General features: G+C 59.1%; 17 protein-coding genes and 1 other RNA gene. 8 read left to right on the forward strand and 10 right to left on the reverse strand.

All coding sequences use genetic code 11. The features are described 5' to 3' along the window. Positions 1-5 precede the first annotated feature (5 nt). Positions 6-1058, forward strand: coding sequence for a DUF2333 family protein (locus tag KYE_RS04770; RefSeq protein WP_008170948.1), 1053 nt, complete (start codon positions 6-8; stop codon positions 1056-1058). 74 nt (positions 1059-1132) lie between these two features. On the opposite strand, the gene ppa is transcribed toward KYE_RS04770, so the two are convergent. The 3 genes from ppa to rpiA all read right to left on the reverse strand — a co-directional run bounded on the left by ppa (position 1133) and on the right by rpiA (position 4165). Then, positions 1133-1660, reverse strand: coding sequence for an inorganic diphosphatase (gene ppa, locus KYE_RS04775; protein WP_008170949.1), 528 nt, complete (start codon positions 1658-1660; stop codon positions 1133-1135). A gap of 537 nt (positions 1661-2197) precedes the next feature. Further along, a complete protein-coding gene (locus tag KYE_RS04780; protein ID WP_008170950.1) occupies positions 2198-3337 on the reverse strand; it encodes an acyl-CoA dehydrogenase family protein in 1140 nt (379 codons plus the stop codon). A 147-nt stretch (positions 3338-3484) separates the two neighbouring features. Then, on the reverse strand, positions 3485-4165 hold the full coding sequence (gene rpiA, locus KYE_RS04785) for a ribose-5-phosphate isomerase RpiA (protein ID WP_008170951.1): 681 nt from the start codon (positions 4163-4165) through the stop codon (positions 3485-3487). A 150-nt stretch (positions 4166-4315) separates the two neighbouring features. Between rpiA and ilvA the strand changes: the two genes are divergently transcribed. Together ilvA and KYE_RS21605 are read left to right on the forward strand one after the other, a co-directional pair. Then, positions 4316-5851: a threonine ammonia-lyase, biosynthetic gene (gene ilvA / locus KYE_RS04790; RefSeq protein ID WP_008170952.1), complete on the forward strand. Its 1536-nt coding sequence runs from the start codon at positions 4316-4318 to the stop codon at positions 5849-5851. 269 nt (positions 5852-6120) lie between these two features. Continuing rightward, the gene (locus tag KYE_RS21605) at positions 6121-6282 is read left to right on the forward strand and encodes a hypothetical protein (protein ID WP_008170953.1); all 162 of its coding nucleotides are present in this window, start codon (positions 6121-6123) and stop codon (positions 6280-6282) included. Here KYE_RS21605 and KYE_RS04795 read toward each other — a convergent pair. The 6 genes from KYE_RS04795 to KYE_RS04815 form a co-directional block, all read right to left on the reverse strand. Continuing rightward, positions 6264-6899, reverse strand: a complete 636-nt coding sequence (locus KYE_RS04795) for a 5-formyltetrahydrofolate cyclo-ligase (RefSeq protein WP_008170954.1) — start codon at positions 6897-6899, stop codon at positions 6264-6266. The genes KYE_RS21605 and KYE_RS04795 overlap by 19 nt on opposite strands. Positions 6900-6903: 4 nt before the next feature. Continuing rightward, positions 6904-7085, reverse strand: a non-coding RNA gene (gene ssrS / locus KYE_RS21020) — 6S RNA. A 62-nt stretch (positions 7086-7147) separates the two neighbouring features. Then, on the reverse strand, positions 7148-7444 hold the full coding sequence (locus tag KYE_RS04800; RefSeq protein WP_008170962.1) for a cell division protein ZapA: 297 nt from the start codon (positions 7442-7444) through the stop codon (positions 7148-7150). Continuing rightward, the gene (locus KYE_RS04805; RefSeq protein ID WP_008170964.1) at positions 7444-7650 is read right to left on the reverse strand and encodes a TIGR02449 family protein; all 207 of its coding nucleotides are present in this window, start codon (positions 7648-7650) and stop codon (positions 7444-7446) included. The genes KYE_RS04800 and KYE_RS04805 overlap by 1 nt, the downstream gene beginning before the upstream one ends. 103 nt (positions 7651-7753) lie before the next feature. Beyond that, on the reverse strand, positions 7754-9028 hold the full coding sequence (locus KYE_RS04810; protein ID WP_008170966.1) for an ABC transporter permease: 1275 nt from the start codon (positions 9026-9028) through the stop codon (positions 7754-7756). Beyond that, the gene (locus KYE_RS04815) at positions 9025-9741 is read right to left on the reverse strand and encodes an ABC transporter ATP-binding protein (protein WP_008170967.1); all 717 of its coding nucleotides are present in this window, start codon (positions 9739-9741) and stop codon (positions 9025-9027) included. The genes KYE_RS04810 and KYE_RS04815 overlap by 4 nt, the downstream gene beginning before the upstream one ends. Positions 9742-9808: 67 nt before the next feature. On the opposite strand from KYE_RS04815, the gene KYE_RS04820 reads away from it, so the two are divergent. Further along, complete coding sequence (locus KYE_RS04820) at positions 9809-10330, forward strand: DUF3299 domain-containing protein (protein ID WP_008170977.1); 522 nt, start codon at positions 9809-9811, stop codon at positions 10328-10330. A gap of 6 nt (positions 10331-10336) precedes the next feature. On the opposite strand, the gene KYE_RS04825 is transcribed toward KYE_RS04820, so the two are convergent. Further along, complete coding sequence (locus tag KYE_RS04825; RefSeq protein WP_008170978.1) at positions 10337-10894, reverse strand: ZrgA family zinc uptake protein; 558 nt, start codon at positions 10892-10894, stop codon at positions 10337-10339. A 136-nt stretch (positions 10895-11030) separates the two neighbouring features. Here KYE_RS04825 and KYE_RS04830 point away from each other — a divergent pair, with 136 nt between their 5' ends. The 4 genes from KYE_RS04830 to KYE_RS04845 are packed head-to-tail and all read left to right on the forward strand — an operon-like array spanning position 11031 to position 15482. Further along, positions 11031-11630 (forward strand): UPF0149 family protein, encoded by a 600-nt coding sequence (locus KYE_RS04830; protein ID WP_008170979.1) that lies wholly within the window; start codon positions 11031-11033, stop codon positions 11628-11630. A gap of 26 nt (positions 11631-11656) precedes the next feature. Next, entirely contained in the window at positions 11657-12976 is a 1320-nt protein-coding gene (pepP, locus tag KYE_RS04835; RefSeq protein WP_008170980.1) for a Xaa-Pro aminopeptidase, read from the forward strand. A 6-nt stretch (positions 12977-12982) separates the two neighbouring features. Beyond that, a complete protein-coding gene (gene ubiH / locus KYE_RS04840) occupies positions 12983-14266 on the forward strand; it encodes a 2-octaprenyl-6-methoxyphenyl hydroxylase (RefSeq protein WP_008170981.1) in 1284 nt (427 codons plus the stop codon). Next, the gene (locus KYE_RS04845) at positions 14259-15482 is read left to right on the forward strand and encodes an FAD-dependent monooxygenase (protein WP_008170982.1); all 1224 of its coding nucleotides are present in this window, start codon (positions 14259-14261) and stop codon (positions 15480-15482) included. Before ubiH ends, KYE_RS04845 begins: the two co-directional genes overlap by 8 nt.

Here is a 15482-nt window from a genome sequence, read left to right on the forward strand (position 1 = left end):
GTCATATGCCAGGCAAAATCAGACAGTACTTCAAGGACAAGAAAGACGATGTTCAGGATTATGCCGGCGGCAGCGGCGTAATTGGCAAACTGATTCTGGCGTTGGTTGTGGTCTACCTGCTGGTGGCGCTGGTGCTCGGCATGATCTGGAGCAGCGAGCCGGACACCTTCTCGGTGCGCGAGCACACGAGGTCGGTGGCCAACACGATGGAAAGGGAGCCCATTACCGGCTTTGCCACCACGGTCACCATGATTCGTATCGCAGAAACCCTGTTAGACAAGCCTGGTGGCTATATCTCCAACGATATTTTCCCGCCGGGACTTTGGCTGGACAATATGCCCAACTGGGAATACGGCGTTCTGGTCCAGCTCCGTGACCTGTCTCGCGCCATGCGCAAAGACATCAGTCGCTCCCAGAGCCAGTCCGCGGAAGATCGGGATCTGACCATCGCCGAGCCCCAGTTCCATTTCGACAGCGAGAGCTGGGCAATTCCGTCTACCGAGGCAGAGTACCGTCGGGGCATCACCGCTCTCAAACGTTACCTTGACCGGCTGTCCAGCCCGGACCAGGCCGACGCCCAGTTTTTCGCCCGAGCGGACAACCTGAGCAACTGGCTGGCGGATCTGGAGACTCGCCTGGGGAGTCTGTCCCGTACGCTTGGTGAGAGCGTTGGCAAGGCCTCGGTATCAGACTCGGTGATTACCATGGACTCCGGTGATCCTCTTGCCGAGGAGGCGACCGGAGAAGATGTGAAAACGCCCTGGACCAAAATTGATGACGTTTTCTATGAGGCCCGCGGCAGCTCCTGGGCGCTTCTGCACATCTTCCGGGCAATTGAAGTGGATTTCCGGAAAGTGCTTCAGGACAAGAACGCCATGGCCAGCGTCCGGCAGGTGATCATCGAGCTGGAAGGGGCCCAGGGCGAAATGTGGAGCCCGGTCATTCTGAATGGCAGTGGCTTTGGCGTATTGGCCAACCACTCACTGACCATGGCCGCTTACCTTTCCCGGGCCAATTCGGCGATCAGTGATATGCGGGATCTGCTGTCCCGGGGCTGATGCCAGCCAGGGTTCATCCAGACACAAAAAACCGGGCGCGAAGCCCGGTTTTTTAATGCCATGAAAAATCCGGCTCAGCCTTTATAGGCGTTCACGGAATCCACGATGGCTTTCCTGGCGGCATCGGCGTTGTCCCAGCCTTGCACCTTCACCCACTTACCCGGCTCAAGGGTCTTGTAGTTCTCGAAGAAATGCTTGATCTGGTCGCGCAGCAGCTCGGGCAGATCGTCGATTTCCTTGACGTCGTGGTAGGTGGTGGTCAGCTTGTCATGGGGGACCGCAACCAGCTTGGCGTCGCCACCGGCTTCGTCTTCCATGTTCAGGACACCTACCGGGCGGCAGCGAATCACGGAGCCAGCCTGAATCGGGTAGGGGGTTACAACCAGCACGTCCAGAGGGTCACCGTCGTCCGCCAGGGTATGGGGGATGAAGCCATAGTTGGCCGGGTAGAACATGGGGGTCGCCATGAAACGGTCTACCAGCAGGGCGCCCATGTCTTTGTCCAGTTCGTACTTCACCGGGGAGCTGTTGGCCGGGATTTCGATAGCAACGTAGATGTCTTCAGGCGGGTTCTTGCCTGCGGGGATGTTGTCGAATTGCATGTGCGATCCTTCCTGGTACGTTAAAGGTACGTTTAACTGCGGTTAAAAAGTGGGCGCAATTATACGGGAGTATCCTGCAGTTCGAAACTAAACCTTGGTCGTTGAGTTGGGTGCAAGCGGCTATCTGGCAGGGCTTTCCGAAAAACGCCCGTGAATACGTCCATGTAGGGCTCGGTCGCGCCATCCCTGGCGCTCCACGTTTTCGGAAAGCCCTGCCAGATACCCGCCCCAGCCTCTGAGCAACATTCAAAAGCGAGCACCTCATTAAAAGGCGGATCCCGCGATGCTCGCCCGGGCCCCTCAGGGGCGCCCAATAAAAATAAGGAAATTAATTTCATGACATGCCGCGGGAGGCTTGCACAGTGCTCGAACGGGTCCTGTCGGTGGCCTTTCCAAAACTGTAGAGGGCCAAGGATGGCCCGAAACAAGCGCACATGGATGTGCTCGTAGCGTGTTTTGGAAAGGTCACCGACAGGACCCCGCTCCCAAATCTGGCAGGCTGGGTCAGGACAAGAGGGCGAACTCGGAACCCACAACTCAGAGCTTGATCTGCTTGGCAATGAGCTCCTTCATGATCTCGGTGGTGCCGCCGCCAATAGAGAGAATCTTGGTGTCCCGATAGAGGCGCTCGACCACGGTTTCCCGCATATACCCCATGCCACCGAACAGTTGCACCGCTTCCCGGGTGACTTTTTCGCAGACATCCACCGAGAAGTTCTTGGCCATGGCCACTTCCTTGATGGGGTTCTTGCCGGCCTGCATCAGGGCGGCGCAGCGGTAGGTGTACTCCCGGGCCACGTCGATCTGAGTGGCCATATCCACCAGCTTGTGGCGGGTCACCTGGAAGCTGGCAATGTTGCGGCCGAACGCCTTGCGTTGTTGGGTGTATTCCAGGGCGGCCTCGTAGGCGAGTTGAGCGGTCATGTAGGCCATGATGGCCAGGCTGAGACGCTCGAACAGGAAGTTACTCATGATGGCAATGAAACCCGCGTTTTCGGCGCCGATCAGGCGGTCGGCCGGGACACGGCAGTCCTCGAAAAACAGCTCGGCGGTATCGCTGGCCCACCAGCCCATTTTGCGCAGTTTCCTGCCAGTAGAGAATCCGGGCATGTCCCGGTCGATTAGCAACAGACTGATGCCGCCGTGGCCCTCCCCACCGGTGCGCACGGCGACGGTGTAGTGGTCGGCGCGCATGCCGCTGGTGATGAAGGTTTTGCTGCCGTTGACGATGTAATGGTCGCCGTCCCGGACTGCCCGGGTTTTCAGGTTGGCAACATCGGAACCACCGCCGGGCTCGGTCACCGCGAGGGCGGCGATCTTTTCGCCCCGCAGGACCGGCGGCACGATCTGTTCCCGAATTTCCTTCTTTGCCCATTTGGCGACCGGCGGCAGGCCGATATCCAGGGAGCCGAGGCCAGCCACCAGGCCGCCGGAGGTGGAGCGCATCAGCTCTTCGGAGACAGCCACTTTGAGGAAAATGTCGCCTTCCCCGATGCCGCCCAGTGCTTCGGGAAAACCAATGCCCAGCAAACCTGCATCCCCGGCCTTCTTGTAGAGATCCCGGGGAAATTCACCCGCTTCTTCCCAGTCGTCGATGTGCGGCAGCACGTGGGTTTCGATGAACTTTCGGGCGGTCGCGCGGACCTGCTGGTGGAATTCGTTGAAGTAATCGGACACGGTGACGCTCCCTCTGATCGGAATCAATGCAGAGCAGTGTCGCCCAAATATCGCTACCAAGCAAGCGCTTGGTTGTTGGCGCGCCAGGCAATAAAAAAGCTGGCCCGAAAGGCCAGCTTCGACAGTCGAGGTGCGCCAGAGAGGCGGTCAGGCGCCTTCGCTCGAGATGCTCTTCACGCCGTCTTTGGTTCCCAGCAGCAGAAGATCCGCGCGGCGGCGTGCGAACAGGCCGTTGGTGACCACGCCCACGATGTTGTTGAGCTGCTCTTCTATCCGGATCGGTTGGGAAATATCCATATTGTGGACGTCGATAATGATATTGCCGTTGTCGGTGACAACCCCTTCCCGGTAAACCGGGTCGCCCCCCAGTTTCACGATTTCCCGGCCAACATGGCTGCGGGCCATGGGGATGACTTCCACCGGCAGCGGGAAGCCGCCAAGAATGCCGACCATCTTGGAATCATCGGCAATGCAGATGAAGGTTTTGGCGACCGCTGCGACGATCTTTTCCCGGGTCAGTGCAGCACCGCCACCCTTGATCAGTTCCAGGCGTTCGTTGGTTTCATCGGCGCCATCCACGTAGAACTCAAGCTCACTGGTGCTGTTGAGGTCGTACACCGGAATGCCGTGGCTTTTCAGACGCTCGGCAGTGGCTTCGGAGCTGGCAACGGCGCCATCAAATTCGTTTTTCAGTTCCGCGAGCATGTCGATAAAGAAGTTGGCGGTGCTCCCGGTGCCAACACCGATCACGGTCTCCCTTTCCAGGCTGGGAGCGATGTGGTCAATGGCGGCTTTGGCGACGGCTTTTTTCAGTTCGTCCTGGGTCATCTGGGACTCCGGCTACAAATCAGTTGGCTTTGAACGGATTATAACGCCTAAGCGCCCTCTGCTTATAGACGGCTGCCGTGCAAACTTTCTACACTGTGGGCTTTTCTCAGCCAGCGATCACTCATACACCAACCAAAAGCCGGAACTGCTATGCCGCAACGCTACATCAAGAAGATTCTCGATGCGCGCGTCTATGACGTGGCCATCGAAACACCCCTGACTGAAGCCCGCAGTCTGTCCAAGCGCTTTGGCAACAATATTCTGCTCAAGCGTGAAGACCTTCAGCCGGTGTTTTCCTTCAAGATTCGTGGTGCCTATAACCGGATTGCGCAGCTTTCCGAGGAGCAGAAGGCCAAGGGTGTCATTTGTGCGTCGGCCGGAAATCATGCCCAGGGTGTGGCGCTGGCTGCCAAGAATCTCGGGATCAAGGCGGTAATTGTGATGCCGCAGACCACGCCGGAGATCAAGGTGCGTTCGGTACGGGATCACGGTGCCAAGGTGGTTCTCAAGGGCGATGCCTTCGACGAGGCGGCGGCCCACGCTCAGGAGTTGATCGCAAAGCACGGCTACACCTACATTCCGCCGTACGATGATCCCGATGTGATCGCCGGCCAGGGCACGGTGGCCATGGAAATCATGTGGCAGTTCAGCAAGCCGATCCACGCCATCTTCATCTGTGTTGGTGGCGGCGGGCTGATTGCCGGCATGGCCGCTTACATCAAGTATCTGCGCCCCGAGATCAAGGTGATTGGTGTCGAACCGGAGGACTCCAACTGCCTCCAGGCCGCCATGAAAGCGGGCAAACGCGTGGTGCTCGATGAAGTGGGCATCTTTGCTGATGGTGTGGCAGTCAAGCAGATTGGTAAGTACCCCTGGGAGATCTGCAAGGACCACGTGGACGAGGTGATCACCGTATCCACCGACGAAATCTGCGCGGCCATCAAGGATGTGTTCGAGGATACCCGCTCCATTGCCGAGCCGGCCGGTGCCCTGGGTGTGGCCGGCATCAAGAAATACATCGAGCGCGAGAAAGTCGAGGGCGAGAACCTGATTGCCACCCTGAGCGGTGCCAACATGAACTTCGACCGTCTGCGCTACATCTCCGAACGCACGGAAGTGGGCGAGAAACGCGAGGCCATCCTGGCGGTGACCATTCCGGAGAAACCGGGCGCGTTCAAGACCTTCATCAACGCCCTGCACAAGCGCAGCATCACCGAGTTCAATTACCGCTACGCCGATGCTACCAATGCCACGATTTTCGTTGGCATCCAGATTGCCGCGGGTGGTCACGGCCGCGAGGATCTGGTTCAGGATCTTCGGGAGAGCGGATACTCGGTGGTCGATTTAACCGACAGCGATCTGGCCAAGCAGCACATCCGTCACATGGTGGGCGGCCACGCGCCGACCATCACCAACGAAAAGGTGTTCCAGTTCGAGTTCCCGGAGCGTCCGGGGGCGTTGCTGAAGTTCCTGATGTCTCTTGGTACCCGCTGGAATATCTCCATGTTCCACTACCGCAACCACGGTGCAGCCTACAGCCGTGTTCTGCTGGGCGCCCAGGTGGACGACGATGAAGTGCAGGATTTCGAGAAAATGCTGGATAAGGTTGGCTTCCGCTATGACAACATGACGGACAACGAGGCCTATCAGCTGTTTCTTGGGCAGGGCAACGCGCGTTCAAGTTAACTCTGGGTAGGGCAGGGTCTGGCAGGGCTTTCCAAAACTGTGCGGAGCCATGGATGGCGGAGCCAAGCGTACAGGGATGTATCCACAGCGTGTTTTGGAAAGCCCTGCCAGACCCTGGCCGGTCCCCGAATGCAAAGCTTACTGAATTTTAATCTGTGAAAAATTGTAAAAGTACAGATAGGTGTTAGTCTTTCTTCTGATTCTTGAAGTCAAGAATAGCTATCTGATTTCCCGACACTTTTAAAACCGCATTTTGAGGAACTGAAGCCATGGGCGGCAAGCCTGACATCATCAAAGCCATTGTGCTGATTTTTGCCATCGGCCTTGTGATTACTGGTTTCACATCCATCCACGCCTCCGAAGATAAAGACGCACGAGCGGCCAATCTGGTTGGCTCCGTTCAAGTCATGAATCAGCCGCTGAACCGGTAACGTCGCTTATCGGTCACTACGCTGTGAAGGGGCACGTCCCAGGGCTCTATTGGCAGCTTCTTAACTTTCTGGAAATCGTGGGCCAGGCCAATCAGCTTCGGCGCCAGCCTTGGCCGTATCCGGCTGAAGGCAAATGTTCTGTCGTAAAAGCCTCCTCCCATCCCCAGTCTTCCGCCCTGTTCGTCAAACCCCACTAACGGAAACAGTACTGCATCCAGTGCCCAGGCCGGGCGCCGCAGGCCTTTGCTGAACCCTGGCTCGGGAATGCCAAACCGGTTGGCGGTGAGTTCCACGCCATCGTAGTAGGGGCTGAACACCAGCCTGCCTTCATGAATCGGATGGAGTACCGGCAGGTAGAAGCGGATGCCCTTGCGCCGGGCGATGTCCAGGTATACGTGGGGATCAATTTCGCCGTCGTTGGGCAGATAGATGGCAATGTGCCGGGCCCGGTGCAGGTCTGGATTCTTCAGCAGATTGAGGGCCAGGTGCTCGGCGGCCTGTTGCTGTTTTTCAGCGCTCAGGTCGCGACGATTCTGCCGCAGGCGTTTGCGAAGTTCACTGCGCGACAGGGTATCAGGGTGGGACTGGAACGGTTGAGGCTCGATAAACTGGCTCAAAATAAAGCTTCCCGGGCTGCCGTTATCGGATGTGGCCCTTGAACCCAAAGTTCAAGGTCGGTGGCCGCTGTGACATATTAGGCTTTCCCCTGTCGGGGACGTGCTCACAATGCCCTGAAGTAGCCACCTGGGTAGTGCGCATCGGCTCGAGGACGTATCCGACTATCCCGAACAGCCCAGGAAGTTGTTCTCATTATACGGGCAGTGTCGGGGCCGATTGCAACACCTGTCTGAGATTCTCCGGGGATTTAACGACCGGAGCCATCACCCAGCGCTCCGTCCAGTTTGTTGTCCATGGCTCGCAGCAAGGTGCTGGTGGCATCGGACATGGTGTCGCGCTCGAGCAGTTCGTGGGTTATGTTGAGAGCGGCCATTACAGCAATGCGCTCGGTACCAAAAACCTTGCCGCCGGCGCGGATTTCCCGCATTTTGTTGTCCAGATGCCGGGCGGCACGCAGCAGTGCCTCCTGTTCTTCCTCGGGGCAGGCGACCAGGTATTCCTTGTCGAGGATTTTCACCTCAACCGTGGTGGATTGCTGTGCCATCAGTGATGCTCCAGGGCCCTAAGGCGGCTGATCATGGCTTCGATCTTGTGCTTCGCGTGATCGTTCTTCTGCACCAGCTGGGCCCGTTCCCGGTTCCAGTCGTCCTGCAGTTCCCGCAATGTGGCGTTGTCCCGCTCAAGTTTCTGACAGCGTTCAATCAGCCTGTCCAGCTTGTCCGCTAATGCCTGTACTTCGGACTGTTCCATGACGTGCCCAGCAGTGGTTTTATGATATTAAGCTCAACTATAAGTGTGGACGCTAAGTCGGTCAATTTACAGGCTTGTCATTGCGTTCCCTGCGTGATGCCCATCACTGATCTGCTGCCTCGCCAAAGCCCAGCCGGCGGCTCTGGCGCCATGTGTTGAAGGCGGGTATCAGCGCCACGGTGAAGGCGGCAACCGGAACCAGGGCCATTAACGTCCATTCCTCGGGCGTTAATGGGCGAAGCTCAATCTGCAGGCCATAGTTGGCCAGTAACCATGGGCTCGCCAGTGCAAGGCCCGCCATGCCAAGGGCCAAAGCCATCACGCAGGCGGCAAGGGCAAGAGCCACGCACTCGAGGATGTAAAGTGAGGCAATCAGCGCCGGAGAGGCACCGGTTGCCCGCAGCACCGCAATTTCATGGGCCCGCTGGCTCTGGAGGGTCAGAAGTACGGCAATCAGTCCGATCAGGCTGGTTACCACGACAAAACCGGTTATGCCCAGTAGTGCTCGCTCAAACTGGCCCATCAGCCGCCAGAGTTCACTGAGGGCGACTCCCGGAAGTATGGCCGAGAGCGGCTCGCCGGCAAACTGGTTGATTTCCCGCTGTATGCGGAAGGTCAGGATTTGCCGGTCGATACCAACGAACACGGCGGTAATGGCATCGGGTGTGAAATCTCGGCCCTTTGCCTGCTCCGGTGTGATTGTCCGTCCGGGGATGGCGACCCCGGATTCCCAGCCTACGTGCATGGCCTCCATGCCATCCAGGCTGATATACATGGCCTGGTCCACCGGCGTGCCAGTGGGCGCCAGTATGCCGGTGACGGTAAACGGCGTGTCTTCGTGGTTGGAGAAACTGGTGCGTCCACCGCCATGGGATAGCACGATCTGCTCGCCCACCTGATGCGCCAGCGAGCGGGCAACGCCGGCACCCAACACTACATCAAAGACGCCTTCAAACCACTGGCCTTCATCCAGTTCGAGGGGCAGGTCGCGGCCGTAGCGGAAGTGCTTGAAAAAGTTCTCATCTGTGGCGACCACACGATTACCCCGGTAGCTGTCTCCCAGGGAAATCGGAATCAGCCAGGCCAGGCGGTTATCCTGTTTCAGGCCCTGATAGGTCGACCAGCGAATGTTGTTGGTGGCATCGCCAATATGAAACACGGTGTACAACAGCAGGTTCAACTGGCCACTTCGGGCGCCGATGATCAGGTCTGTACCGCTGATGGTGCTGGTGAAGGACTGTTTGACCTCCGTGCGGAGGTATTGGATGCCCAGCAACAGGGAAACGCTCAGGGTCAGGGTCAGGCACACCAGGGCCAGTACTTTTTTCCGGTGCCAGAGGCTGGCCAGGGCGAGTGTCAGGGCCAGGCGTGCTTTCATGTCCGGTCACCCTGCAGTTCCAGCTGATTATCGAAATGGCGGGCCAGGGACTGGTCGTGACTGACGAACAGAACCGAGGTGTTGTGCCGGTGCGCAAGAGTTAGAAGCAGTTCCAGGAACCGGTCCCGGTTGTCGGCATCCAGTGCGGAAGTCGGCTCGTCCGCGAGAATCAGGCCGGGCGCGCCAATCAGCGCCCGGGCGGCTGCGATACGTTGCTGCTGGCCAATACTCAGCCTGGTGACTTTCCTCTGCCAGTGGTCCGCGGGGATGGACAGGGCGGCAAGCAATCTCTCAGCCTCGTCTTCGACGGTCGGTTCGGTGCGCTCTCTGCGCAGTTCAGAAAGTCCGCAGGGCAGGGTGACGTTGGCTCGTGTGCTCAGGTAGGGCACCAGATTGAACTGCTGGAAGATCACGCCCATGTGGTCGGCCCGGAACTGGTCGCGGGCGCCGGCACCGAGCCGGTGGATATCGGTTCCGAGTACGCGGACAGTGCCAGAGGCCGGCCGAAGCATGCCTGCCAACAGGCTGAGCAGCGTGCTTTTGCCACTGCCGCTCGGGCCGTGGAGGAAAAGGTGTTCGCCGCGTTTCAGTATGATGTCCGGAAAGCTGAGGCGGGGCTGGACAGGATCCCAGGAAAAGCCGAGCCCGCTGACTTCCATCGCAGTTTCTGTGCTTCGGGAACTGTTGCTGGCTGAGTCTGTCTTGCTGGTCATGTTGGTTGCCGTCGGCCCGGTGTATGATGGCGGTTTCCGGATAGTAATCTCAGGAGTCTTTGGTCCAATGATGTCTGCCCCGGCACGTTCGCGCTTTGCGCTGCCTTTTTTCATCGCGCTTACCCTGGTGTGTGTACTTCCATCAACAGGCCGGACTGAAACCCGGGAGATCGACTGGCTTGAACTGATGCCCGCCGAGGATCTGGCGCTGCTGGAGAATATGCCAGAGATTGAGCACGAGGGCGATGGCCCGCCGCTGCTGCCGGATGAGATCATGACCGGTCGGGTTGTGCCGGAAATGGGCAATGTTGAAGGCCGCATTCCCGGCTTCGTGGTGCCCCTCAAGACAACCGAGGACATGCGCATCCTGGAGTTCTTCCTGGTGCCCTACTACGGCGCCTGTATTCATGTGCCGCCACCGCCCCCCAATCAGATCATTCACGTCAAGTACAAGGAAGGTTTCACGCTCGAAGCCCTGTACGATCCGGTGTGGGTCGAAGGCAAGCTGGTCATTGACCGCACCGAAAACGACATCGGAACGTCTTCCTATTCTATGGTCGCAACCGGGGTTGAGCCGTACGAAGAATAGACGCTGTCATCGGCTGCGGAGTTCAAACCTGCTTTCTCCGTGGCCCAGACGGGCTGATCCCTGACCTTGTGGCCTTACCCACTGAACGCCGAGATGCTCTATTCCGGAAAACCGGGTTGTAATGGGTGTTGCAAGCGCCTGGGATGAGCCCAGGCCCGGACAGCTCAGGGTCTGGGTGACTTCGAAATCCGAGTGGGATGATTCGTCCGGATGATCATGCCCATGGCTGTGTCCGTGATCATCGCCACCTGCCTGATGATGCACTACCGCATTCATGACGGCGCAGCCCCCCTCACTGGTGTCCGCAAGGGGAGTCTGTCCAAGCCAGTTGGTTACTTCGTTAACCAGTGCTTTCTGGTCGTCCGAACGGGCACGATGCTCGAACCCCACCAGGTTGTAGGCCGGCGATGTGAACAGGAGATCAATCTGCTCTCCCTTGATGGCCAGTTGTAGTTCGGCATGACCGTGCTGGTGCGCACCTGGATTGTCGCTGGCAAGCACAGGGCCAGCGCTTGCAATCGCGGCGCCAGCCAGGAAGAAGCAGGTTTTGGCTCGTAAGGACATGGCTTTATCTCTCGGCAGAAATGATACATTATAACATATTGTTCGCTTGCCGGATAAAAATCAACAGGCAGTGCCTTGGCACCGCCTGAATGCTAGGATAGACCCCTAATCCATTAACACAGGATCCGCCTGTTTCATGTCAGAAACCGACACTTCCGGTGCTGCCCGCGCCGCAGAATTCGAGCGCTGGGCCAACGTTTTTACAGCTCACAAGGCATTCAGCCACCCATCCGAATTGCACGGCGCGCTCTGTGGTCGCCTGGCGGCCGGATCGCGTATCGAAGAGCCGGAGTGGCTGGCCATGGTGTGCGAACACATGGGGCTGGCCGAGAACGCGGCCGAAGAGTCCGATGATCTCGCTCCGTTCATGAACAAAGCCTATGAACAGACCCTCGAGCTCTTGAAATCAGCAGACATGAGTTTCCATCCTTTACTGCCGGATGACGACTATGCCATTGAGCAGCGGCTGGAAGCCCTGGTTTCCTGGGTGCGGGGATTTCTCGAGGGTATGGCACTTTCGGCCGGCGAGTCACTCGGCCAGGCGCCGGACGAGATCCGGGAGCTGATCGAGGATATGGTGGCCATCAGCCAGCTATCCGAAGAGGAAGAAGCGGACGACGAAAGCGAGCAGCAGTTGCTGGAGATTACCGAATACATCCGGCTGGGGGCGTTCGCCGTGTTCACTGAATTCAACGCCCCTGAACCACCGAAGTCTGATTCGCCGACCCTGCACTGAGCCGGGTCCTGATTGCAGGAGAGACTATGAACTCCATGATTCCCGTAAAGGAGTTTGCCGAGCGCCGTCGCAAGCTGATGGAGCGTATGGCGCCAGACAGCATTGCGATTATTCCGGCCGCCCCGGAGCGCGTTCGTAATCGGGACGTGCTGCATCCGTTCCGCCAGGACAGCGATTTTCATTACCTGTCCGGTTTTGGTGAGCCGGAGGCCGTCCTGGCGCTGATTCCGGGCCGTGAACACGGGGAATCGGTACTGTTCTGCAAAGAGCGCAATCCGCAGAAGGAGCTCTGGGACGGTTTCCTGGTTGGCCCGGAAGGCGCCATCGAACGCTACGGCCTGGACGATGCGTTTCCGATTGCAGACATCGACGATATCCTGCCGGGCATGATCGAGGGTCGCAGCCGGGTGTATTATCCCCTCGGCAAGGATGATCATTTTGACGCCCGTGTCATGGACTGGGTGAAGATGATTCGCAGCAAGGTTCGCAATGGCGCCCACCCGCCGGGCGAGTTCGTAGCCCTCGAGCACCTGCTTCATGACCTGCGGCTATACAAGAGCGCCAATGAGATCAAGATCATGGCCAAGGCCGGCCAGATCAGTGCCGAGGCCCATTGCCGGGCCATGAAACGGGCCCGCAAGGGCGGCTTCGAATACAACCTCGAGGCCGAGCTTATCCACACCTTCATGGAGCATGGCGCACGGTCTACGGCCTATCCCTCCATCGTGGGCGGGGGCGCCAATGGCTGCATCCTGCATTACATCGAGAACAGTGCACCGTTGAAAGACGGCGATCTGGTACTGATCGATGCCGGCTGTGAATACCAGTGCTACGCCTCTGACATTACCCGCACCTTCCCGGTGAGTGGAAAGTTCAGCAATGAGCAGCGGGCCCTGTATGAGGTGGTGCTGGCAGCCCAGTACCAGGCCATTGAGGCCGTGTCGCCGGAAAATCACTGGAACCGGCCCCATGAGGCGGCGCTGGAAGTGCTGACCCAGGGGTTGATTGATCTGGGGCTATTGTCCGGAACCCTCGAAGACGCCATTGCCAACGAAGCCTACAAACCCTTCTTCATGCACCGAACCGGCCACTGGCTGGGGCTGGATGTGCACGATGTGGGCGATTACAAGGTCGGTGATGCCTGGCGCCAGCTGGAACCCGGAATGGCCCTGACGGTTGAACCGGGGCTGTACATTGCGCCGGATAATACCGACGTGGATGAGAAGTGGCGTGGCATCGGCATTCGCATCGAAGACGACGTGGTGGTGACTAAAGACGGCTGCCGTGTGCTGACCGAAGCGGTCCCGAAAACCATTGCCGAAATCGAAGCCCTGATGGCGGATTGACACCCTGTGACCAAGACAGATACTGATCTGATCATTGCCGGTGGTGGCCTTGCCGGAGCAACCCTGGCCCTGGCGTTGGCACGGATGGTGCCGTCGCTCCGTGTGACGGTGGTCGAGGCCTTCCCGCTCTCGCCCGACGCCCTGCCGGAGAGTTACCAGCCGAGTTACGATGCCCGTTCAACCGCACTGGCGTGGGGCTCCCGGTTAATCTTTGAGGAGCTGGGGCTGTGGCAAAGGCTGGCCGAACATGCCACACCCATCGAACATATCCATGTTTCAGATCGGGGGCATTTCGGCGCCACACGGTTGCATGCTGCCGAGCATGGCCAGGCGGCGCTCGGGTACGTGGCTGACAATCGCTGGATGGGGCTGTGTCTGATGCGTGAGCTTCTGGATACCAACGTCCAGTGGCGGGCGCCGGCAGAAGTAACGGACATGACGCCCATTCCCGGCGGCGTCCGTGTTCAGCTCTCAGAAGAAGGTGAAGAGACCGCGGAACTGAAGGCCCGTTGCCTCGTCGTTGCAGATGGCGGTCGTTCCGGTCTGCGGGAAAGGCTCGGGTTCCGGCCGGATCGTCACAGCTACGGCCAGAACGCACTGATCGCAAATGTCTCTACCAGTGACAGCCACGGATTCACTGCCTTTGAACGATTTACCGATGCCGGTCCCATGGCTCTCTTGCCCCATGGATCACCGACCAGAGCCGGACATCAATCGGCACTGGTCTGGACGCTATCCGATGAGGTTCTGCAGCAGGTTCTGGCGCTGCCCGACGACGAGAAATGCCGTTGGCTTCAGGACCGGTTTGGCTGGCGTCTGGGCCGGTTTACCCGCATCGGCGCCTGTCACCATTACCCGCTGACCCTGACGACGGTGGACGAGCCGGTACGCCCTGGGGTTGCCCTGGTGGGCAATGCGGCCCATGCCCTGCATCCGGTCGCCGGGCAGGGCTTCAATCTCGCGCTGAGAGGGCTCATGACGCTGGTCGAACAGTTCCGCCTGGCTGAAGAGCATGGCAGGTCGATTGGCGATCTCGAGGTCCTGAAGCGCTACCAGGCTCTGCATCGGGAAGACTGGCAACAGACGGTGCGCTTCTCCGATTCGCTTGTTCGTTTGTTCGGGCATTCCATGCTGCCGGTTGCGGCGGCCCGCGATGCCGGCCTGGTGGGTCTTGATCTGTTGCCTGGGGCAAAACGCTGGTTTGCCCGCAAGGCCATGGGCCTGGGCGGCCGCAGGGCCGTGATTGAACGGCCCGGAAACCTGAACCGGGAGGCGCCGGCTAATGAGTGAGGCGCAAACGTTCGATATTCTTGTGGCTGGCGGTGGCATGATCGGTTCCGCCCTGGCTCTCGGGCTGTCACGACAGGGTTGGCATGTGGGGCTGGTGGAAGATTCCGGCCATGAGTCTCTGGTTGAGGCGCCGGACTCCGCCACCACCGTTGCAGATTTCGAGCCGCGGGTCAGTGCCATTTCGGCCGCCAGCCAGCAGTTGCTGGAGCAGCTCGGAGTCTGGTCCGAGGTTACCGCGGGTCGACACTGTCCTTATCAGACCATGACCGTCTGGGATGGTGACGGCACGGGGCGCATACAGTTCGAGGCAGCCGAGCTTCAGGCGCGCGCCCTTGGCACTATTGTCGAAAACCGCAGCATCGTGCGTGCCCTGTTCAGGGCGCTGGAACAAAGCCCGGTTGAAATGATTGAGGGTGCGAGGATTACTGGCTGCAAACGGTTGTCTCAGGACTTCACGGTTGAGCTGGAGGATGGCCGATCCTTGTCTGCCGGATTGGTGGTGGGATGTGACGGAGCCAATTCCCGCCTGCGTCAGTGGGTGGGGCTGCCAACCCGCGAGTGGGACTACGACCAACAAGCCATCGTGAGCTCGGTGCGAACCACCCAGAGCCACCGCTTTACTGCCTGGCAACGGTTTTCAACGACCGGACCACTGGCGTTCCTGCCTTTGTTACCCGAGTCCGGCAGTGAGCATTTCTGTTCCATTGTCTGGTCCCAGGATACCGATGAAGCCAGGCGCCTGATGTCTTTGGGCGACCAGGAATTTGCTGCGGAGCTGGAACGTGCCATTGAGCGCGAGCTGGGGTCGGTTGAAGCGGTTTCCGACCGGTTTGCTTTCCCGCTTCGCCAGCGCCATGCCAAGGACTATGTTGCCCCTGGCTTCGCCCTGGTGGGAGATGCGGCGCACACGATTCACCCGCTAGCCGGGCAGGGTGCCAATCTCGGCTACGGCGATGTCCGTGCCCTGCTGGACGAGCTGTCGCGGGCGCGCAAGGCCGGTCTTTCACCGGCCAATGACCTGGTTCTGCAACGCTACCAGCGCCGCCGCAAAGGCGAAAATCTGACCATGATGGCCGCCATGGAGGGTTTCAAGCAGTTGTTTGGCCGTGATGAGCTGCCGGTTCGCTGGCTGCGCAATACCGGCCTGCGTTGGTTCAATCAGTTAGGGCCGATCAAGAACCGAATTGCTGCGGAGGCCATGGGTCTGAATTCTTGA

The sequence above is a fragment of the Marinobacter manganoxydans MnI7-9 genome (assembly GCF_000235625.1).
GTDB classification, from domain to species: Bacteria; Pseudomonadota; Gammaproteobacteria; order Pseudomonadales; family Oleiphilaceae; genus Marinobacter; species Marinobacter manganoxydans.